This window comes from Ancylomarina salipaludis, from assembly GCF_004122035.1.
GTDB lineage: Bacteria > Bacteroidota > Bacteroidia > Bacteroidales > Marinifilaceae > Ancylomarina > Ancylomarina salipaludis.
In genome coordinates this window covers 21,404-41,644 of the sequence record NZ_SAXA01000010.1, presented here as the reverse complement: position 1 = coordinate 41,644, position 20,241 = coordinate 21,404, and the positions used below count along the sequence as shown (strand labels likewise).

Below are 20,241 nucleotides of genomic sequence, written 5' to 3'. Positions count from 1 at the left end.
ATCATAAACAATATTTCAACAAGATGTATAATTAAACAACACGATAAAATAGAAAGACTCTACATAATAAATAGACCCTCTCAGTTTATCAAACAATTCCACGTCCTCACCTTTGTCTCGTTTGCTAAACAGATTATAAATCCTTCGGGAACTTATATGGCATTTCCTGATAGATGTCAACACATTAATATCAATTAAATTCAATTACACAAAATTAGAGACACTACCGATTTAGCATTTATTGAAAACCATTTAGTTCTCATTGAATTCTATTCTGCATGCTTCGAAAGTCATTTTGATGTTAATGAATCTGATTTTCTTCTTTTCGAAAGGCATTTCGTTGCTTTCGAATTGAATTTTCATCTTATTGAAAGGCATTTAGCTGCTTTCGAATTGAATTTTCATCTTATTGAAAAGCATTTAGCTGCTTTCGAATTGCTTTTTATGCTTTTCGAATTTGATTTTGCTGTCTCCGAATTCGATGTAGCTGTAATAACATGGCGTGTAGCAGTTCTCGAATCCTTTATAGCTGTTTCCGAATTCGATGTAGCAGTTTCCGAATCCTTTATAGCAGCTTCCGAATACTGTATAGCTGGCTTTGCAAGCCTTATATCAACTTCATAAATCGAATTATAATCTGTGGCAATCCATCGACGGACCTTACTAAACCATAAACAAAATCATAACTTGCAAAAAAAAGGAAGTTCCTTATTCGGAGCTTCCTTAAAATATAAGCTATATCTGTGTCCCCTCCTGGCCTTCGTGATGAAACAAAAGAGGGAATTTAATGGTTAAGAACTAATTCCTTTTGAAAAATTGTGTGTAAATATCAATGAGTCTATCTGTCTGGGTATAGATATTAAACTCCTCCTCGACCCCTTTTCGGGCAGCAAAAGATAATTCCTGCAACTGATCATCATTCTTTAACAAATCTTTTAAAGCAGCAGCCAGTGTTTCAGGGCTGTTAGTCTCATAGATAAGGCCCCCCTTCGATTTTTCAATAATTTCGGGGAATGCCCCCAAAGCGGGTTGAACAACCGGCACACCCGAAGCCATACTTTCCAGCAGATACAAACCAAAGGCTTCTCCGTTTCGAACGGGAACCGAAATCATTCTGAGCTTTGAGAAAAATTCGTGCCTGCCTTCACCATCAAAGTCTTCGTGAAATTCAACCTGATGGGTCAGACCTGCTGCCTTTAATTTGTTCCGGACTTGTTTGATTAAAGCCTTATCATCACCTGTTGAGCCTCCGGTTACAATCAGTTTCACATCATCAAAATCCGGATCTTTTTTAAGATGAATAAAGGCATCAACCATAATATCAAAGCCATTGGCTTCGCACATTTGGGATATATAACCAATGTTTCGTTCTTTCTGATCAGCAGCAATAAACCTGTATTCATCCGGATCAACGCCTAAATGGTTAATGAATACCTTCTCTTTGGGAATGTCCATTTTTTCAAGGGAAACACCTGCATAAAAATTGCTAACCGCAATAAAGCCATCAATATATTCTGCTTTGCTGCTCATCAGAGCCCAAATTTTATCCCGAAAGGAATCTTTCATGGCATCAACCCAAACATCCTCATCCTGTAAAGAACAAATTAGTGCTGCCTGAGGAAAAACCGCTTTTAATTTTGGCGCTAAGCCCAACAAAAGCGCATTGGATAAGTGAATGACATCCGGCTGAAGGTATTCTGCCATCCAGCTGACCATCCGGTTCAGTTCCTCTTTTTGCTTGCCCTCTTCGCCCATCAACATCGAAACGGTCATTTCTTCCAGCCCTTTAGCACTGGTCGATCCGGCCATACTTGCTGCCAGTTTTAACATGGGACCCGAGTTCAAAAGACGATCCACCCAGGCAGGTACATGCCTGAAAATGGGATACAATTGTTTCAGGTAAATACTGATAGCGCCATAAAAAACAGGAATATCGCTCAGATCATGCTCATCGGAAAACAAAGGCAGATACATGGGCAATTTGGTTACCTGATGGCCTTGCTTTTTCATGGCAAGATGAAACTTATCATCGCGTAAACAATTGCCGCAGTAGAAACTCCCCCCTGAGCCCGGTATGATTTGTAATATATTCATAGCTGTGCTTTGTGTTGAACACACAAGATAAGAAAAAGCAGAATGATGCTGGCTTTCATCCGGAATTATAATGACGAATCAAAATACACCCTCCGCCTTCGACAAATTCAGGAACCTGAAAAACGATTATCATTTTCAATTATCTCTTAATAACAATAGAACGTGCTCTGACAGCCTGCCATCAAGCGTGATACTGTTATAACCACAAATAAATAACAAGGATTATCCCTTAAATCAACACATATCGCATCCGATAACAACATTTAAAAATCTTTTAACAGATAATAACATATCATTGTTCACCCCTTTATTCCTATCGAGTATCTTTGTATTGTAAATTTAAAGAGTCGCTTAATTAGCGTAAATAAGCAGAAAGAATTAATGAAGAAGAGAGAGTGTGCCGGAATAAAAAACTCATCTGAGTTTAAAGGCAAATGTGAGAAAGTAGCCCAATGCTTACCTATAAATATGAAACAAATTGTTTTTGCAGTTGTTTTTTTAATTTTTGTCTTCCCCATAAACAAGCAAGCACTTGCAGATAAGGAAATTAAACCTGGAAGAAGGCAGGCTGTCTTAATTCTTTCAGATGGAAGTAAAATAGTTCTAAACACAAGTAGTGATACAATTGTAAATTCGAAATCAGCAAATGTTCGTATCAAAATTGATTCAACAGGCATCAATTATCTTATGACTGATAGCATTAAGAAATTGAATCAAGCCAAAAGTAAATCAGTAAACAAGAAATAAGTCGTTTTTCTGACAACTTATTTCAGAACGAGACAACACATGCGAGAAAAAAGGATGACCACTACTGATCATCCTTTTTTTATCTCATTTGACACTTAGGTGTCAACGATGTTCCTTGACCGTACCCACTTGCAGCTAACGGATGGCGGTATGGTTAGTAAGGGATTGCGGGCTTCTTACCTGTTAAGTTATAGCAAATTTTAGAGCGGGTTACTACGCCTATAAAACCCTAATACACTATACATATTATTGGGCTTTCGATATTTTATTTACCACTTCTTCTGTCCATTTGTTTAGCGTATTTTCTTCAAACTTCTGGAATTTAATCTTAAAGGCTGAAAACACATCATCAGTTTCTAATAATACCTTATCATTTAATCTTATTATATCAAAATTTGCAACAGATGGATAACCTGAAGATGATTTTGAACGTCTTACTATCTTACTGCTTATTGATGAGAACTCTTTCATCAAAGAAAACATTTCATCTTTAATACTTTGAAATCTTAATCTTTCATTTTCACTTTTTATATTAATAGCTCCGAAACAGAATTTCATCCATATTTTTTCTTGTTCACAAAATATTTCTAATGCAAAAGAACTCTTTGTTTCTCCCCATGAATTTGTTTTATAATTAAAATATGGCACTGTATTTACTGGCAAGATTCTAATAATATTTTTGTCTTTAGGTGTTAGATTTTCATATTGCTCATGTTGAATAAAAAACTCATTTATTTGTCTGAACAACTCTTTACTATATAGGCTTGGTTTATTATTCACAATAAAATCAATTGCAGATTTGTGCTTTCTATATATTTCTTGTGCGAGTTTTGCCTCTTTACTTATTCCCATAATGTTCTTCTTCAGGTTATTGATATAATTATCAATCAAAGGTGCTGTTTCTTCTGACGGTTGTTTACTTTTTACTGTATCTTCAAGTATCTCCAGAATTGATTGATAAGTCAGATTGATATATTCAATTTCAAGTTCTTTTTCTGTCAATGTTCTCGGAAATGGAGTTAAATACACATAGTAATTTCTGTGCTCCTTATCACTCCAGATATTTTCAACAATTTCATAATATTTAAGAAGTTGATTATCGCCAGATTTACCCGCTTTAATCTTGTTTTCAATACATATTGAAAATTTCAAACTGTCATTCACAATAAGTAAATCAATGTCATTGTATTCTCTAAGTATTTTTGTGCCTTCTAGATTTGATAGGTTTATTCTAATCTTATCTTCGGGTGAAAAGGGCAAAAGATTTATGAAACTCTTTAAGAAATAATTACCAATATCATGAGATGACCTTGAATTCATCATCCACGCTAAAAAATTTGAATGCTGTAATTCTCTATGACTAATACCCAGTATTTCTAGATAGTTTGGTTGACTTAAAAATAGCTTTAGCTTTTCAAGTCTTTGACTTTCATTGATAACAAGGTCTTGTAATTTTTCTATTTCTATCATGAATTGTCTGGTTTTTATAATGAAGCCCAATGTATATGTAACAACAATAGCTAATAAGAAAGATTAAATATAAAAATTATAATAAGTAAACAATATTAAAAAAACATGTAAAATAACATACCCGCATAAAATAGAAAGGCTCTACATAGTAAATAACAATCACCACTTATGCTATCCATCTCTCAATTCTCAATGAGTCGTATGCTTCAATAAACGAATCAGCCTTACAAAAACAAGTCTCTTCGGGATCACAAGACTTCTCTTCCCAAAAAGATATAAGCTCTTATTAGTCTGCTTAAATATAGGCCAGTTATATTCAGTATAGCCTGCAATAAAAAACGAGGAAGCTCCTATTGGGTCTTCCTCGTTTTCAATTCCATTTTGTCTGGATTTACTTCCAGCGGGTTTCACGCCACTCCTTCTGCTCTTCTGCAGTTAGAAAGGTCCAGGCGACAATACGGCTGGTTTTATTCCCTTGTCCCATAGGAATGATCTCAACCTTTTCAGCACCCATTGCCTTTAATGTTTTATTCACCAATTTTAAGTTCGATTGTTTGGAAACCAAACTTGAAAACCAGAAACAGCTTTTACCAAATTTCTTACTTTCGGATATCATAGTCTTCAGGAAACGACCTTCACCCCCTTCGCACCACAACTCGTTGCTTTGTCCTCCGAAATTCAACTTTACCGCTTCTGCTTGCTTGCCACTCAAATTCGTCACCTTACGTTTCGATGCGGCATGTGCATCTTCAGCGGAAGCATGAAATGGCGGATTACAAACCGTCATATCCACACGCTCTTCACGAGTAAATACGCCATAGAAATAATCCTTAGAGCTTGGCTGCAGACGGCATTCTACATGCCCCTTTAAGGAAGGATTCAGTTCGATAATTTTATTCGCCGAGGCAATGGCCACAGGGTCGATATCGGTTCCGATAAAAGACCAGCCATATTCTGTACGCCCCACAATAGGATAAATACAGTTGGCTCCCACTCCAATATCCATGCATGTAATTTTATCCCCCTTAGGCATCACACCATAATTACTGCTGCACAGTAAATCAGCCATATGATGGATATAATCGGCTCTGCCCGGAATGGGTGGACATAAATAGTTCTCAGGAATATCCCAGTCACTCAAGCCATAATAGTGCATCAACAAGGCCTTATTCAGCATTTTAACAGCCTTAGGATCGGCAAAATCAATGGATTGATCGTCGTACTTATTCAGAACAACAAAGGATTTTAAATCGTGACAGGTCTCTATTAATTCTTTAAAATTGTAACGCTCTCGATTCTTATTACGAGGGTGTAATCTTGATTTGATTTTAGCGTGTTCTTTTTTATCTGGAAGCATAGCTCTTATAATCTGTATATGAATAATCAATACCACATCGTTTAAATTAAACGATCAGTAATCTGCAAAAATACGACTATTTTAAGGATAATACTCACAAAGCAAGCATCCTTATTTTAAAGATAGGCCGAATATTCCAATAAGACCGCCATAGAGTTGTGTGGCATCCTGTTAAAGCTGATTTACCTATTCCACTCATCCTTCAAAAGAGCATAAACCACATCGTCAAACCATTCCCCATCAATCAGAATGCTCTGCTTAAAATGTGCCTCTTTCCGAAAGCCAAGGGCCTCGACCATTTTAATTGAGTTGACATTGCGAGGATCAATAGAACAAATGATTCGGCGTTTATTCAAATCCCGAAACAGATAGCTTATAGTAGCACTTAAAGCCTCTCGTGCAAAACCTTTCCCATGCTGACTTTTAGCCAAAGTACAACCAATCTCAACCTGGAACTTTTCCACATCGAAAAAGTGAATGCCCAAGTCGCCAATCAATTCGCCATTGTCTTTTTTAAGAATGCCAAACTGAAACCAGGAATTGTACTGGTCAATCTCTGAGGCAACTTTTGAAATAAATTGACGGGTATCTTCAAGGTTTTTGGGAACCCACCCCTGATATCGGTTGGTAATAGCATCCGATCGGTATTTAAATACGGCCTCAGTATCACCCGGCTTAAGACCTCGTAAAATCAAACGCTCAGTATTGAGTCTTATGCTTCCTTCCATTTTAAATAAATTCATTTTAAGCTGAAATCCAATCAGCCTCCATTGCTCTAAAATAATGAAATTCCCAACTCCCACTCATCTAAGATCACATAAATTAATAAAAATGATAAACATCTTTTAAATGATTCCTGGAAAATTTGACACTGGCATTTGACTAAATATTTTGTATATTTATAAGAAGCTAAACAGCTGATATCTCGAAAACTCGTTTCAAATTTAATTAATTCGGCAAAATGAAAAAGCAGGACTCAAACCGTTTTACCCGACGAAATTTAATTAAATACACCGGCCTTCTGGGGGTTGGTTCAATACTTGGTCTTAAATTTCTATCCTGTACATCTCCCTCACAACCTGAAGGGAAAAAAGTTAAAGTTATGACTCCTGATGGCAAACTGATGGAGGTAAATGAGGCCCATTTATCTATGGCACATCCTCATCCTGCATCAATAGAAGAATCCCGAAAAGGGATTCCCGGAAGAAAATTTGTGATGGTGGTTGATTTAGCCAAATGTAAAAATGCCAGGGAGTGTATTAAAGCCTGCGAGCATCACCATAATTTAACTCCGGACCGCCCTTTTATTAAAGTTCTGAAAATTCAGGATAATCCCAGATCGGCCCCCTATTGGATGCCAAAAAAATGTTTCCAGTGCGACAACCCGCCCTGTGTTAAAGTCTGTCCGGTAGGCGCAACCTTCAAACGCTCGGATAATATCGTGCTCGTTGACAACGAGCGATGCATTGGTTGTCGATTTTGTATGGCTGCCTGCCCCTATTCGGCACGTGTGTTTAATTGGGGAAAACCCAAGCAAAGTCAAGAGGTGCTAAATCTTAAGTACTCTCCCGAAGCCAGTACGCCCAGTAAAATTGGAACGGTTGAAAAATGTGATTTTTGCCCGGATATGATTCGAGAAAAGAAACTGCCTCACTGCATCACGGCTTGTCCCAATGGGGTGCTGTATTTTGGTGATGCCAATGAGGATACGGTTACCAATGGTGAAGAAACTGTCCGCTTGAGTAAGTTACTTCGTGAAAAGGCGGGTTACCGATATTTGGAAGATTTGGGTACCGAACCCAATGTTTATTATCTGCCTCCGGTAGACCGCTTATTTCCTTTTAAAGATACGGAAGCTTAATATCTGAAAACACAGCAATATGAAAAAGCATAATGATCAAGTCATTGACAAGCTATTAAGTTCGGTGGGTCGACACAATCCTGCTTTTAAAATATGGATTATTGCCCTTTTGGTCATCATTTCGATAGGTTGTTTTGCCTATTATCGTCAACTCAGGCTGGGATTGGTAGTCACATCCATGCGGGATTACACATCATGGGGTATATACATCTCGAATTTTGTCTTTTTTGTGGCCGTCAGTCTGATTGGCTCTCTAGTGAGTTCTATTTTAAAACTGGCCAAAGTCAAATGGTCCTACCCTTTGACCCGAATATCAGAAATAATTGCAGTCGCTGCAATCATCTGTGCAGCCGTTATTATCATTGTTGATATGGGGCGTCCCGATCGTTTTTTTAATGTTATTATTTATGGTAGGATACAATCCCCAATTATATGGGATGTTTTGGTGATTATGACTTATCTGGTTATCAGTGTCCTTTTATTATATCTGCCCATGCTTCCTGATATTGCACTTTGTCGCGACCGCTTGAAACATGTTGCAAAGTGGAAACAAAACTTATACAGAATTCTGGCCCTCAACTGGCAGAATAAACCCGGACAATTAAACCGTTTGAAAAAGACCTCTACCATACTCGAAATCATGGTGATTCCAGTGGCATTTGCCATCCACACCATTACCTCATGGCTATTTGCAACAACCTGGCGTCCTGGTTGGGACAGTACCAACCTTGGCCCCTATTTTGTTTCAGGTGCCTTTATGCTGGGAGCTGCCGTCATTATTGTTGCCATGTTCTTTATTCGTAAATCCTTTAAACTTGAAGATTTTATCACCAATGATCATTTCGATAAAATGGGGAAGATTCTGGTCTTATTATCACTGGTTTACCTGTATTTCAATATCAACGAATACCTGGGACCCGCCTTTAAAATGGTTGGGGTCGAAGGAGAACACATTACTGAACTTTTCAGTGGGGATTATGCTGCCATGTACTGGCTTGTTCAGGTTCCCGGATTAATGCTGCCCATATTGCTCATGGTATTCAAACGCGGACGAAAACCCTTTAATATCATGATCATCTCATTCTTTATACTTATGGGAGCCTGGTTTAAAAGGTTTCTGATTGTTATTCCTTCGCTTCAGCATCCTTACTTACCTATTCAGGATGTGGATGAATCGTATCTGCATTATTATCCCAGCTGGGAAGAATGGGCCATTACTTTTGCTTCGTTTGCCGGCGTTCTGCTTATTATTTCACTTCTTCTCAAACTATTCCCGATTATACCCATTCAGGAATATATCCATCATCAAGATAAATCAGAAGACCAATCCAATGAAATATGAAAAACTTCATCTCCATAATACCCCAATACAGCCTGATCAGAAATTTCTTTCTGTTTCTTTTGCTACTTGTTGGCCAGACGGTTTTTTCACAAAAACAATCGGCTGAAATCCATTTTAAATTTTTGGATGACCAAGCTGACAAACGAGTCGCTATTCAGGTTTTTCAACAAGGAGATTCGGCACTCAAACCTGTTGAAGAGTTGGACATATCGCTCTATGTTGAGCGCTTGTTTAGTTATTTACCTGTGGGAGACCGATTCAATACGACTGATGAGAATGGCTATGTTGAAATTCATATGCCATCGGATCTTCCTGGTGATTCAAAGGGAAATCTTAAATTAATCTTAAAAATTGAAGATGCCGAAACCATTCGCGATACCATCATACATACAGAAGTTAAATGGGGCATACCCGTTATTTACGATGTAACAGAAGAAAAAAGATCGCTTTGGGCAGCACGGGCAAATGCCCCCCTTAGCCTCTTACTTCTGGTCAACTCCCTCTTATTGGGCGTATGGGGAATTATCATCTACATCTGTTACGAAATGTATTTAATTAAAAAGGAATAATCATTAAAAAACAAACACTATGAACACAAAAACTTTAGTAATCGTACTAATTGGAGTCTCAACTTTGTTTTTAATGGCTTTTATTAAACCATTCTCAACAAATGAGAGCTGGGAGGTTCCAGCAAAGTATAAGAAAATGAAAAATCCCCTTGCAGGAGACAAAGACTCAGGCAGAGTTGGTCAATCACTCTACGTAATGCACTGCAAATCCTGTCATGGAAAAACAGGCTTAGGAAACGGAACGAAAAGTAAATCCTTAAAAACCCGACTACCTGATTTCACCCAAAAAGAATTTCAAGATCAAACTGACGGTGAAATCTATTATAAAACCATTTTTGGTCGGGATGAAATGCCTTCGTACGAAAAGAAAATCAGAGATGACGAAGACCGTTGGTTATTAGTCAACTACTTGAAAACATTAAAAAAATAAGACCAGAACCAAAATCCTGCAATAAGATTCAAGCTTATTGCAGGATTTTTTTTTAGATACCGACAATCTGTCGAAATCACATTCAAAAATTAGCCCCAACCAAAGGCCAGGGCTAGTGAAACAGATGGATTTCAAAACATGAAATCCGGATTTGTGAAACAAATTAATTAAACCAAAATAACACTATCTAAAAAGTATATTTAAAATGAAGCTGAAAGCGAGTACTTCCGACTTCATGAGCATGATCAACTGTACCATTTACCTGTGTTTCACCATAGGCCGCAGCCGTATACAAAACTTGTGTTCCAATCATAAAGCTACCCGAATAGATTTCTACACGAGGTCCGAATTGATACACATAATCGATATCTGCACCTCGGCTATACAGGCCTACAAAACCATCAGTATCTTTAGCCAGATCATCATCTGCGCCTAAATTTTTAGTATAACCTGCAAACAAACCATAATGCACATTACCCTTAGTGGTGTACACATCCGACCAAACAGAAGTGGTCTTTATATTGGTGTATTCATAATCGCCATTCGCTTTCACCTGCTTTACACCATATCCACCAATCATTACAAAATTGTACATATTCTGTCCGTAAATAGTTTGCAAATTCCAGGCAATTTTATCTGTCTTTAAAGACATCCATGCATTCATTTGATAGCTGGATAAAAGTTCATCGGTTTTTGCTCCCATTTCGTTGACAAGCATAGGCTTTAAAAACTTGTAACCAGCCGTTGCTCCCAGACTGAATCCCTTTGCCAAATCGTACTTCAACTGAGCTGAAAATTCGGGGATACTGGCTTGTTGCGCATACTTCACATTGGCACCTTCGGGACCTGTGCTTTTAAAGTCCATCTCTGATAAGACAGCCAACATCGCATAGCCTTTTTTACTTAGCTTTCGAGTGTATCGAAACTGAGGGGCTCTTCCTAAAACATTGAAAGGCAAACCGCCTCCCCAATGCAACACATTCGGATAACAAGACGTAACAAACATAGGATGCCAATATTTTCCAACCAATAACTCATCTTTCTCCCAATTCAATTTTACAAAAGCATGTCGTAATCGAAACAAACCCACCTTATCATTCGATGTTCCAACAAAATCACCCTGAATGCAAGCAGAGCCTTGTGCCCCAAAAGCTTCGAAACCCGAAATACCAACATTCAAACGGGAATGAATACTGGTCATATACAATTGAGATCGATCATTAAGGTCAGCCCCATTGATATCAGACAACTTGGAAGCCGGGTACAACAAAACATCACCTTCACGGGAATTGATTGTTTTTCTTGTATCCACTATGGCTTCAGCTGATACAAAACCACTTAATTTCACTTTTATCTCTTCTTTTTTTTGCGCCAGGCCCAAAATTGGAGCTAAGGCAAGAAACAGCAACACAATCTTTTTCATTATTATCTTTCATTTAAAACACTTCAGTTTGCACGATAAACTTACCTCGGTGTTTGGGGTTTAAATTATAAGGGTTAGATACAGGTTTATAAATGCATATAAGAACAGCCCCTAATTGATCTTTTGAAAGCTATGTCTAATAAAAATCCTTCGATAAAATATCGGGGCTGCCTTATATGCATAATCACGACAACTTGAAGCGGGACTTCGTCCCAAAAGCACTTTTATACTAATTCTTCACTAAAATATTTCGCTTGAGTCACCCGATCAACCAAATAGATAATTGACTGATACGGAACACCGCCGTTATGACTCAGGCCAATTTCACAAGTTCGGCTGTTGGAATATCCGGCAACCACCTTTCCTTCGTTTAAGACAGGGCGTAACTTGCGAAGGGCATATTGATTAATCTCAGGGAAATTGAAACCTCTGTCTCCGGCAAAGCCACAACAGCCCACTTCACCAGGCATCACCACTTGCTGAGCGCAGGCTTCGGCAACAGCTCTTAATTGAGGGGTTAATCCCATTTTAGTCGTAGTACAGGTTGCATGAATGGCAACCACCTCATTCACTTTTGTAAATGTTAGTTTGTCCATTATAAATTCATAGATGAATTCAACAGGTTCGTAGAGCTTTAGTTTAGCATCCATCACCCGACGCATGCGATACAAGCAAGGGGAAGTATCACAAAGGATTGGATATTTTCCACCCTCAGATGCTTTATTCAAAGCGGCTTCGAGTTCTGAAGATTTTTGATCAGCCTGTTTGGTAAAACCTTTACTCTCCCATGGTGTACCACAACATAAGGAACTCATCTTCTCAGGAAAAATCACCTCGTAGCCCGCTTTTTCCAATAAATTTTGTGTTACAATGTGCAAAGGTTGTTTGTAGGGATCCCCTTTTGCAGGTCCCATGGTTTGGGCAATACAAGAAGGGAAATAGACTACTTTTAACGGATTTTCTTTATTTACCGGATGTGGTTTAGGCGCATTAGCCCCCTTAGGCATTGCCGGCGTCCAAAGTGGAATTGTCTTCCCGCTCAGAGTTCTGAATCCACCAGCCACAGCTCCCAATAAAGTCGATCCCATAACAGTATGAACACCATTTACAAAATTTAAACTGCCTCGAATGACTGGCCCCAATTTATGGAAGTTGTCAGCCACCCACTGACTCTGTTTTTGTGGTCGATCTCCGGCCACGTTTAACGATCTCAGATACTTAATATATTTGCCCGTATCGATACCAACAGGACATGATGTGGCACATAAACCATCACCGGCACAGGTTTGTTCACCTAAATAAACAAAGCCTTTTCTCAATGCTTCTAAGCGCCCAGCATCTTCACCTGTCATTTCCAATCGTCTGATTTCACGTTGCACCACAGTTCGCTGACGGGCAGAAAGCGAATAACCTGCAGTTAAACAATTCACCTCACAAAAACCACATTCAATACAGGTATCAACAATTTCATGAACAGGTGCTAATGTCTTAAAATTCTTAATATAACAATCAGGATCATCATTGATAATCACACCAGGATTTAATAATTTTTTAGGATCGAAAAGCTGTTTGATCTCTTTCATCAATTGATAAGCCTCTTCTCCCCATTCATGTTTGACAAAGGGTGCCATATTTCGCCCCGTACCATGTTCTGCCTTCAACGAACCATCATATTTATCAACAACCAGATGGTCAACCTCAGCCATAAAGCTTTTATATTGTTCGAGCTCTTCCGGCTTGTCAAAATTCTGATTGAATATAAAATGGAAGTTCCCTTCAAGAGCATGCCCGTAAATCACCCCATCCTTATAACCATACTTGGCAATCAGATCCTGCAAATCTGCAGTGGCTTGCGGTAAATCTTTGAGATGAAAGGCAACATCTTCGATAATACATGTGGTTCCTTTTTCGCGTAAACCGCCAACAGCAGGGAATACCCCTTTTCGAATATTCCAATATTTTGAATATTCTTCGACCTTATCGGTAAATTCGATGGGACGAACGGTTTCGAATCCCTTTAAAAGCGATTTAATTTCTTTGATATTAGCGTATAGCTCTGCTTTAGAACTGGCCAAAGTCTCAACAAGAATTGCCGTTACACCATCCGGAAAATCTTTAATAAATGGCGGAATACCATCGGCGTTTTCAACCGATCGCAAGGCAACTCTATCAAGCATCTCAGCTCCATGCACCGGTCCAAGTTTCATGCTCAATACCGATTTACATGCGCTTACGATATCATGAAAATAAATCATGGCACTGGCTTTGAATTTTGGATTCACAACCGTCTTCATGGTCAACTCAGACATAAATGCCAGAGTCCCTTCTGACCCAACCATCAAATTCACAATAATTTGAAAAGGATCCGTATAATCGATAAACGGATTGATACTCAAACCTGTGGTATTCTTAATGCTGTACTTATGACGAATTCGATCTGCCAAAGTCTGATTAGCACGCACCCGATCACGCATTTCTTCAATCTTCTGAATAAAAGAAGCATGCGTTTTCATAAAATTCTTTTTGCTTTCATAACTGCCCGTGTCAAGCACGGTTCCGTCAGCAAAAATCAAACGAGCAGACAGAATTGTTTTGTACGAATTCTCATGTGTGCCACAATTCATACCCGAAGCATTGTTCATCACAATTCCCCCAATCATTGCGGAATTGATAGAAGCCGGATCGGGCCCTAGTTTACGACCATAAGGAGCCAGAATTTGATTTACTCGTGCCCCAACAATACCGGGTTGCATTCGAATCACATCGCCATCTTTAAGCACTTCATAATCTTCCCAGTTTTTACCGGCAACAATAAGTATGGAGTCGGTAATTGCCTGACCTGCCAAACTCGTCCCTGCTGCCCTAAACGTCACAGGCAATGCATATTTATTGGCTAAAAGCAATGCTTTTTGAACTTCAGATTCATTCTTAGCCCGTACAATAATTTGAGGAATTAAGCGGTAAAAACCGGCATCAGTTCCATAGCCTAAATTTCTAATTTCATCTGTATACAAACGCGAAGCTTCAATCGTTGATTTTATTTCATCATAAAACTTCTTATAATTTCCTTCCAACATTTCTTTATGTTTTAGTATGGGTCCAATATTAAATTATGCCTAAATCATTCATGAAATAAGGCTTATCAATAAACGGGTAAATGGTTTGGCAATCTATCCTTCGAATTATTGAACCGAAACCAATATTCCATTTCTCTGGTTTATTTACAATGGCATTGGGTTAACACCCAAACTGATAAAAACCACTATAATTATCATGATGAGAAGATAATAGATGAAGGCAGGAATTGCATTCCGACGTATGATGCTTCCCTCTGCTCCGACACAACCCACGGTAGCACAAACGGCAACCACATTGTTAATACAAATCATATTTCCAAGTGCAGCACCACTGGTTTGTGCAGCCACAACCAATACCTCAGGAATATGCAGGATGGAAGCGGTTTCGAATTGTAAGGATGCAAACAATAAGTTGGACACAGTTGCTGACCCCGACATAAAAGAACCTAAAATGCCAACTATAGGCGAAATAACAGGATAAGCTCCCCCAGCCAGATCAGCAATCGAATTTGCCATAACCGTCAACATACTCTCCAAACCAGCTCCATTGGTTCCCGACTTTAACATCAACTGAACCATAGCAACTCCGGCAAGCAAAGCAATTGCAGCACCATTGATTTGTTTAAATGTTGTTTTCCAAGAACTAACAACCTCTTTGGTCTTCATACGGTAAATCACATTCGTAATTAAGGCAACTAAAATAAAAGGAACAGTGCCTGGCAGATAAGCCCATTTCAACACATAATTAAGCCCTTCGATACCCAATACATTCGATAAGCTCAGGGTTTGTGATGCCAATAAACTTTTTAATCCCAAAGATGGAATTCGTGTCACAACCAGAATAACAGCAATCATTGCATAAGGCAACCAGGCTTTAAAAAGACTCATCTTGGTTTGACTTGGTTCCTGTATGGTCTCATTTGACATCCACGAAGACTCCCATTCAGATTTGGCAGGAAAATCCCATTTCTTTTTAGGCACAAGAAAGCCTTTCTTCGCGGCGAAAATAACAATACCCAAACCGATGAACCCTCCTAAAAGAGAAGGCAAGTCAGGCCCCAAAGTCGATGCAATCAGCACATAAGGAATAACAAAAGCCAAACCGGCAAACAAAGCAAAAGGTGCCGCTGCCAAGGCTGGTTTTATCGATTTTTCCTTTCCGAAGAATCGGGTCAAAATGATCAAGCCCAATAAAGGAATAAAAATACCAACCATGGCATTGGGGATAGCAACCCACTTGGTCAACATCAACTTGAATCCTTCAACGTTTGCGCCAGCACTTGCTAAATTTTGTTCTAAGGTCACCATGGCTCCACCACTGATGGGAGTCCCCACCGCACCAAAAGGAACAGGTACCGAATTGTAAATTAATGCCACCATAGCGGCTGCCAAAGGAGGAAAACCTAAACCGACCAAAAGCGGTCCGGCCAATGCCGCTGGCGTACCAAAGCCTGCAGCCCCTTCGATAAAGGCTCCAAACATAAACCCAATGATAATCGCCTGTATGCGCCTATCGGTGGTAATGCCATTGAAACCGTTATTGATGGCTGCCATGGCACCTGATATCTTCATTGTATTTAGAATCAGAATCGCCCCGAATATGATAATAAGGATATCAAATGCCTTTAAAAATCCAAAGACGGAATATCCTAAAATATGGTGCAAGTCTATTTTCCAAACACCAAAAGCGATGGTTATTGCAAGTAATAAGGCTAAGGGTAATGCTTTTTTTGCTCCCCAGTTGAAACCAACCATCAGGATGATTGTCAATAGAATTGGGGAAAATGCTAATAATGCGTTCATAAATTATGATTTAGGTATGGGTTAGTTACTACAGGCTTTATTTATAGCCATTTGATTTGATTGATTATCCACATCTACAGTTGAATAATTATCGTCTTGAAGGTATTTGAGTTTAAACATGGGTTGCATAATGCCATCCAAGGCAACGAGTTTGCGTCTCAAATTCTTTAGGTTTTCATTCGTTTCAATCTTATTTACATTAAATTCCATAGGGCATTTTTTTTATTTGTAATTATTCGACAACGACCAAATGATTTTCGATAAATTCGGTAAGGTGCATCACCTTTACTGCTTTCTTTTGGTGCATCAGACCACCATTTATCTGCATGACACAACCCGGGCAATCGGTTACAAGAATCTCAGCTTTGGTCGCTTCGATATTTTCAATTTTCTTATTTAAAATACCATTTGAAATACTTGAAAAGTCGAGAGAATAAGTTCCTCCAAAACCACAACACACATTACTATCAGTCAGAGGGATAAATTGTTCGCCAAGTACAGACGAAAGAAATGCTTCAGCTGAATAACTTAGAGATCTGGAATCGTGACACGGGGTATGATAAGTCACCGTTTTATTTCCTATTACCTTGAATTGAATTCCCTGATCTTCCAAAAACTGACCTACAGGTGTCACCATCTGTCCCAATTGAGAAGCCTTTTTGTATCGATCAGGATCTGCTTTCGTAAAATCCAAAAACTCATGTTTAATTGCGCCTCCACAAGTTGGACAAAGAACCAGCAAAGCTTCATAGTCTTTGGCATCATTAAGTTTATCAAGCGTATTAAAGATCATTGTTCTGGCATTGTCAGGATCCCCTGAGGCAATTGCAGGAATACCACAACAGGCTGCCACTTTAGGAATATCAACCTGGATACCACTCTTTTGAAGCAACTTAACCATTGCCAAACCCATTTCGGGATAAAAATATTCGATGGCACAGCCAGGATAAAAGAAAACTTTACGTTGTGAAGAAAACTGATCGTAACCGTCCTTAAAGAAACGTTTGCTAAAGGTTTTGGAAGCCAAAGCCGGAAATTTCCTAAAATCCATTTCCTTAGGCAACATAGGAACCGTTTTGATTATTTTTTCCTGATTTAACTTGTTGGTTGTAGTTAAAGGAAACTGGAAATTGGCTCCCACACTTAAAAGCGACTTCATTCTTTTAGGTTTTGCAACCACAGATTTAAACACTTTCTTTTTTACAGGGTTGATACCATACTTCTTGCCGACAACCAGTTTCAAATCTGAGATCAAAGTTTGAAGATCGATACCTGATGGACAATTGAAAGAACAAGCCCGGCAGCCAATACACATTTTAAGAATATCCTTGGCAGCCGCATCGCCCTGATAAAGCGCAGTCAGAATCAAACCAATAGAACCGATATAACGATCACCATAAACATGACCACCAACCATTTCGTAAGCAGGACAAATATTAGCACAACTGCCACAACGGATACATTTTAATGCTTCCTTGAATTTGGGATGTTCCAAAAAAGCCAATCGGCCGTTGTCAAGAAACACATAATGCGTTTCTTTTATTCCATCCGCGTTTTTATGTGATGGCGTTCTTCCCTTAATCCATGTTGTATAAGAGGTAATAATCTGTCCGGTTGCACTTTTAGGCAACACACGAACAATATCCAAAGCCTGTCCGAAATCATCGCAAAGCTTTTCGTAGCCGACCAAAACAATATGCACAGGAGGCACTGTAGATGACAAACGTGCGTTACCTTCATTGGTTACCAAACCAATGGTTCCTGTACTGGCTACAGCAACATTTGCACCTGTCATACCTACTCCTGCTTTAAAATAATATTCCCTAAGGAATCGGCGCGCTATCTCAACCATAGCTTTAATGTCATCGGGATCAACTTTTTCGCCTGTATAATCTGAGAATATCTTAGCAACCTGCTGACGGGTTTTATGAATGGCTGGCATCACCATGTGGGACGGATGCTCATTGGCAATTTGCAAAATCCACTCACCCAAATCGGTTTCGATAGGACTTAAACCCTCTTTTTCCAAGTACTGATTCAATTGAATTTCCTCAGAGGTCATGGATTTACTCTTCACCATGTATTTGGCACCGTGAGATTTCATCACATCGGCAATATACCTGCAAGCATCGTCACCAGTCTTTGCTTGAAAGACTTTGCAGCCATGCTTCTCAACGTTTTCTTTAAACTGATTGAATTGTTGCATGACTTTATTCAAATCACGATCCTTTAAATCATGAACTTTGGTTCGTAAGGCTTCAAAATCCAATCCTTTATAGGCATTCTCTTTTGATGCCTTATAGGCTGTAGCAAATCCCTTAAGATTTTGATACAAAACCTTATCGTTTAATTTTTCGTCTATTTTTGTATGTATTGTCATGGCTTCGGCTTATAAATCGTTCAAAATAATCACTGTCATTTCCTTGGGACCGTGTACCCCAACAGTCAAAACTCTTTCAATATCTGCAGTTCGACTGGCTCCTGTAATAAAAGCAACATAGCCACCACTTTCTGATGTCCTTTCTTCGAGGAAATCGGCAACATCATGCATATTGTCCACCAGTTTGCTTAAAGGGAAAACCACATCCAATTTTTCAGCCAGACAGCTTGCCAATCTTAAATTCTCATTACAACTATCGATCACAACCGAGCCAGTTTCAGCAATTGCATAATCTGCCTCGATTAATGCCCGGCGTATACCCGCTTCTCCAGCTTGCTTATCAAGAAATATATTCAGGCCAGGTAAATGGATATATTCATAATCTTCTCTTTTAAAATCATTCTGGAAATCTACAGTTGTGACTAAACGGTTTTCATTTCCAACAAGGGTCGATTTTTCCAAAAACTGTTCTAGTAATTTCATAACTTTCATATCGTATTCGGGTTAGTTTTTTTTTGTTTTGATGTGACTTCCCTAACCAAGAGGAGTGCCAAAAAATCACCCGAATTGTTATATAGAATCTTTCTAAGATTTTTACAGCTGTATTACAGTATTTTAAGTATCGAAAAGGTTTTCAGAAATGTCTATTTCAATCGTTTTCGTTACTGTTCCATTTTGAACACTAACAAAATAGACACTGTGCCATTCTGAACAGTTGGCTATTTTCGAACAGGAAATCGGGGAGATTAAAACCTCAAATAAGAACTTAAAATCATTAAATCTAAATCGATAAATAAAGATTCTTTCTATTAAAACCAGAAGACGAAATGAAATCATCTGAGTAGCCAAGGTCAGTTGTCAGAATAAAAAAAACCTCTTTATAAGAGGTTTTTTGAAATACATCATTGTTTAGGACAATTAAAGATCTTCAATGATATAAACGATGGTTTGAAGATTATCTGAAGAGAAACACAGTTCATTATTATAAGATGTGGCAGTATGGCTAGCAATACCCCGAAACAAATCCACAACCGGCCTTCCAGCCTTAAGTTCGTGTTCTGTCATCGAATAACGGATCTTACTGGACGGAAGAATAATATGCAAGGATTCAGCCAAAAGCAAATTTACTAAAACATCGGAATCTTCTGTATCGACAAGCAATTTCCCGGAATCAGCAATCCCAAAATCGGCCTCCAGTATCGCATTCTTAGAATCCCCTTTATTTAAAGATGCTTTATTGAGATCAAAACTCTTTAATCGAACAAATTCAAACTCAACATTGGGTTTGCTTGCCGCTTCAAGAAACAAGTTACGATCAACTTTCAAGGAATCGTGCCCCAAACTCTTTGAGTTCATCAGAAATAAATCCAAAAGACTTCCATTTTGATCGCCGCAAACATTTTTTTTCAATTGTTTTTCCGTAATGACATCCATATCCATTTAAATTTAGGTGAGACTTGGTTTAGTGGAAGACAAAAGAAATGCCAAAGATCTAATATAAAGCTCAAACAGACACAACAAACCACTACTCTCTAATTACAAGATACTTACAAAACACAAATCGATTATGAAAGCAAAAACTAAGATGTTCAATTCTGCACAATCAATCAAACCCCTTTTTCGAAAACGAACAGGTGTTCCAAATTGCACACAACAAAAGCCAAGCCCATATGCATATTAACATATGA

The 20,241-nt window shown here is 38.6% G+C and carries 17 protein-coding genes; 6 read left to right on the top strand and 11 right to left on the bottom strand.

The genetic code is table 11. The annotated features are described in order from the left end of the window. The first annotated feature begins 444 nt into the window (after positions 1–444). Entirely contained in the window at positions 445–624 is a 180-nt protein-coding gene (locus tag EO244_RS11550; protein ID WP_129254835.1) for a hypothetical protein, read from the top strand. A gap of 174 nt (positions 625–798) precedes the next feature. On the opposite strand, the gene EO244_RS11545 is transcribed toward EO244_RS11550, so the two are convergent. Further along, positions 799–2,094, bottom strand: coding sequence for a glycosyltransferase family 4 protein (locus tag EO244_RS11545; RefSeq protein WP_129254834.1), 1,296 nt, complete (start codon positions 2,092–2,094; stop codon positions 799–801). A 381-nt stretch (positions 2,095–2,475) separates the two neighbouring features. On the opposite strand from EO244_RS11545, the gene EO244_RS11540 reads away from it, so the two are divergent. Then, the gene (locus tag EO244_RS11540; RefSeq protein WP_129254833.1) at positions 2,476–2,841 is read left to right on the top strand and encodes a hypothetical protein; all 366 of its coding nucleotides are present in this window, start codon (positions 2,476–2,478) and stop codon (positions 2,839–2,841) included. Positions 2,842–3,087: 246 nt separating this feature from the next. Here the strand turns inward: EO244_RS11540 and EO244_RS11535 are convergent, their stop codons facing one another. The 3 genes from EO244_RS11535 to EO244_RS11525 form a co-directional block, all read right to left on the bottom strand. Next, positions 3,088–4,311: a PDDEXK-like family protein gene (locus tag EO244_RS11535; protein ID WP_129254832.1), complete on the bottom strand. Its 1,224-nt coding sequence runs from the start codon at positions 4,309–4,311 to the stop codon at positions 3,088–3,090. 391 nt (positions 4,312–4,702) lie between these two features. Next, entirely contained in the window at positions 4,703–5,668 is a 966-nt protein-coding gene (rlmF, locus tag EO244_RS11530; RefSeq protein ID WP_129254831.1) for a 23S rRNA (adenine(1618)-N(6))-methyltransferase RlmF, read from the bottom strand. A gap of 182 nt (positions 5,669–5,850) precedes the next feature. Beyond that, positions 5,851–6,411 (bottom strand): GNAT family N-acetyltransferase, encoded by a 561-nt coding sequence (locus EO244_RS11525; RefSeq protein WP_241687977.1) that lies wholly within the window; start codon positions 6,409–6,411, stop codon positions 5,851–5,853. Positions 6,412–6,629: 218 nt separating this feature from the next. Here EO244_RS11525 and EO244_RS11520 point away from each other — a divergent pair, with 218 nt between their 5' ends. From EO244_RS11520 to EO244_RS11505, 4 genes are read left to right on the top strand one after another with little or no spacing between them, the layout of a single operon-like run. Further along, positions 6,630–7,529 carry a 4Fe-4S dicluster domain-containing protein gene (locus tag EO244_RS11520; protein ID WP_129254829.1) on the top strand — a complete coding sequence of 300 codons (900 nt, stop codon included), beginning with the start codon at positions 6,630–6,632 and terminating at the stop codon, positions 7,527–7,529. A 19-nt stretch (positions 7,530–7,548) separates the two neighbouring features. Next, positions 7,549–8,871 carry an NrfD/PsrC family molybdoenzyme membrane anchor subunit gene (nrfD, locus tag EO244_RS11515; protein WP_129254828.1) on the top strand — a complete coding sequence of 441 codons (1,323 nt, stop codon included), beginning with the start codon at positions 7,549–7,551 and terminating at the stop codon, positions 8,869–8,871. Beyond that, positions 8,868–9,440, top strand: coding sequence for a hypothetical protein (locus EO244_RS11510; RefSeq protein WP_129254827.1), 573 nt, complete (start codon positions 8,868–8,870; stop codon positions 9,438–9,440). The genes nrfD and EO244_RS11510 overlap by 4 nt, the downstream gene beginning before the upstream one ends. A gap of 19 nt (positions 9,441–9,459) precedes the next feature. After that, positions 9,460–9,870 (top strand): c-type cytochrome, encoded by a 411-nt coding sequence (locus EO244_RS11505; protein ID WP_129254826.1) that lies wholly within the window; start codon positions 9,460–9,462, stop codon positions 9,868–9,870. Between the two features lie 187 nt (positions 9,871–10,057). Here EO244_RS11505 and EO244_RS11500 read toward each other — a convergent pair whose 3' ends face one another. The 7 genes from EO244_RS11500 to EO244_RS11470 form a co-directional block, all read right to left on the bottom strand. Continuing rightward, complete coding sequence (locus tag EO244_RS11500) at positions 10,058–11,293, bottom strand: hypothetical protein (RefSeq protein WP_129254825.1); 1,236 nt, start codon at positions 11,291–11,293, stop codon at positions 10,058–10,060. A gap of 224 nt (positions 11,294–11,517) precedes the next feature. Then, positions 11,518–14,370 (bottom strand): FAD-binding and (Fe-S)-binding domain-containing protein, encoded by a 2,853-nt coding sequence (locus EO244_RS11495; RefSeq protein ID WP_129254824.1) that lies wholly within the window; start codon positions 14,368–14,370, stop codon positions 11,518–11,520. 144 nt (positions 14,371–14,514) lie between these two features. Next, positions 14,515–16,173, bottom strand: coding sequence for an L-lactate permease (locus EO244_RS11490; protein WP_129254823.1), 1,659 nt, complete (start codon positions 16,171–16,173; stop codon positions 14,515–14,517). A 21-nt stretch (positions 16,174–16,194) separates the two neighbouring features. Next, a complete protein-coding gene (locus tag EO244_RS11485) occupies positions 16,195–16,383 on the bottom strand; it encodes a hypothetical protein (protein ID WP_129254822.1) in 189 nt (62 codons plus the stop codon). Positions 16,384–16,405: 22 nt separating this feature from the next. Continuing rightward, entirely contained in the window at positions 16,406–18,553 is a 2,148-nt protein-coding gene (gene ldhH, locus EO244_RS11480; protein WP_129254821.1) for an L-lactate dehydrogenase (quinone) large subunit LdhH, read from the bottom strand. 9 nt (positions 18,554–18,562) lie between these two features. After that, positions 18,563–19,036 (bottom strand): LutC/YkgG family protein, encoded by a 474-nt coding sequence (locus EO244_RS11475; RefSeq protein ID WP_164977478.1) that lies wholly within the window; start codon positions 19,034–19,036, stop codon positions 18,563–18,565. Between the two features lie 435 nt (positions 19,037–19,471). Continuing rightward, positions 19,472–19,987 (bottom strand): hypothetical protein, encoded by a 516-nt coding sequence (locus EO244_RS11470; RefSeq protein WP_129254819.1) that lies wholly within the window; start codon positions 19,985–19,987, stop codon positions 19,472–19,474. Positions 19,988–20,241: the final 254 nt, after the last annotated feature.

Bases quoted from the DNA above. Each gene is read 5' to 3' on its own strand.
- EO244_RS11550 (WP_129254835.1), top strand. From the start codon at position 445: ATGCTTTTCGAATTTGATTTTGCTGTCTCCGAATTCGATGTAGCTGTA.
- EO244_RS11545 (WP_129254834.1), bottom strand. From the start codon at position 2,094: ATGAATATATTACAAATCATACCGGGCTCAGGGGGGAGTTTCTACTGC.
- EO244_RS11540 (WP_129254833.1), top strand. From the start codon at position 2,476: ATGAAGAAGAGAGAGTGTGCCGGAATAAAAAACTCATCTGAGTTTAAA.
- EO244_RS11535 (WP_129254832.1), bottom strand. From the start codon at position 4,311: ATGATAGAAATAGAAAAATTACAAGACCTTGTTATCAATGAAAGTCAA.
- rlmF (WP_129254831.1), bottom strand. From the start codon at position 5,668: ATGCTTCCAGATAAAAAAGAACACGCTAAAATCAAATCAAGATTACAC.
- EO244_RS11525 (WP_241687977.1), bottom strand. From the start codon at position 6,411: ATGAATTTATTTAAAATGGAAGGAAGCATAAGACTCAATACTGAGCGT.
- EO244_RS11520 (WP_129254829.1), top strand. From the start codon at position 6,630: ATGAAAAAGCAGGACTCAAACCGTTTTACCCGACGAAATTTAATTAAA.
- nrfD (WP_129254828.1), top strand. From the start codon at position 7,549: ATGAAAAAGCATAATGATCAAGTCATTGACAAGCTATTAAGTTCGGTG.
- EO244_RS11510 (WP_129254827.1), top strand. From the start codon at position 8,868: ATGAAAAACTTCATCTCCATAATACCCCAATACAGCCTGATCAGAAAT.
- EO244_RS11505 (WP_129254826.1), top strand. From the start codon at position 9,460: ATGAACACAAAAACTTTAGTAATCGTACTAATTGGAGTCTCAACTTTG.
- EO244_RS11500 (WP_129254825.1), bottom strand. From the start codon at position 11,293: ATGAAAAAGATTGTGTTGCTGTTTCTTGCCTTAGCTCCAATTTTGGGC.
- EO244_RS11495 (WP_129254824.1), bottom strand. From the start codon at position 14,370: ATGTTGGAAGGAAATTATAAGAAGTTTTATGATGAAATAAAATCAACG.
- EO244_RS11490 (WP_129254823.1), bottom strand. From the start codon at position 16,173: ATGAACGCATTATTAGCATTTTCCCCAATTCTATTGACAATCATCCTG.
- EO244_RS11485 (WP_129254822.1), bottom strand. From the start codon at position 16,383: ATGGAATTTAATGTAAATAAGATTGAAACGAATGAAAACCTAAAGAAT.
- ldhH (WP_129254821.1), bottom strand. From the start codon at position 18,553: ATGACAATACATACAAAAATAGACGAAAAATTAAACGATAAGGTTTTG.
- EO244_RS11475 (WP_164977478.1), bottom strand. From the start codon at position 19,036: ATGAAATTACTAGAACAGTTTTTGGAAAAATCGACCCTTGTTGGAAAT.
- EO244_RS11470 (WP_129254819.1), bottom strand. From the start codon at position 19,987: ATGGATGTCATTACGGAAAAACAATTGAAAAAAAATGTTTGCGGCGAT.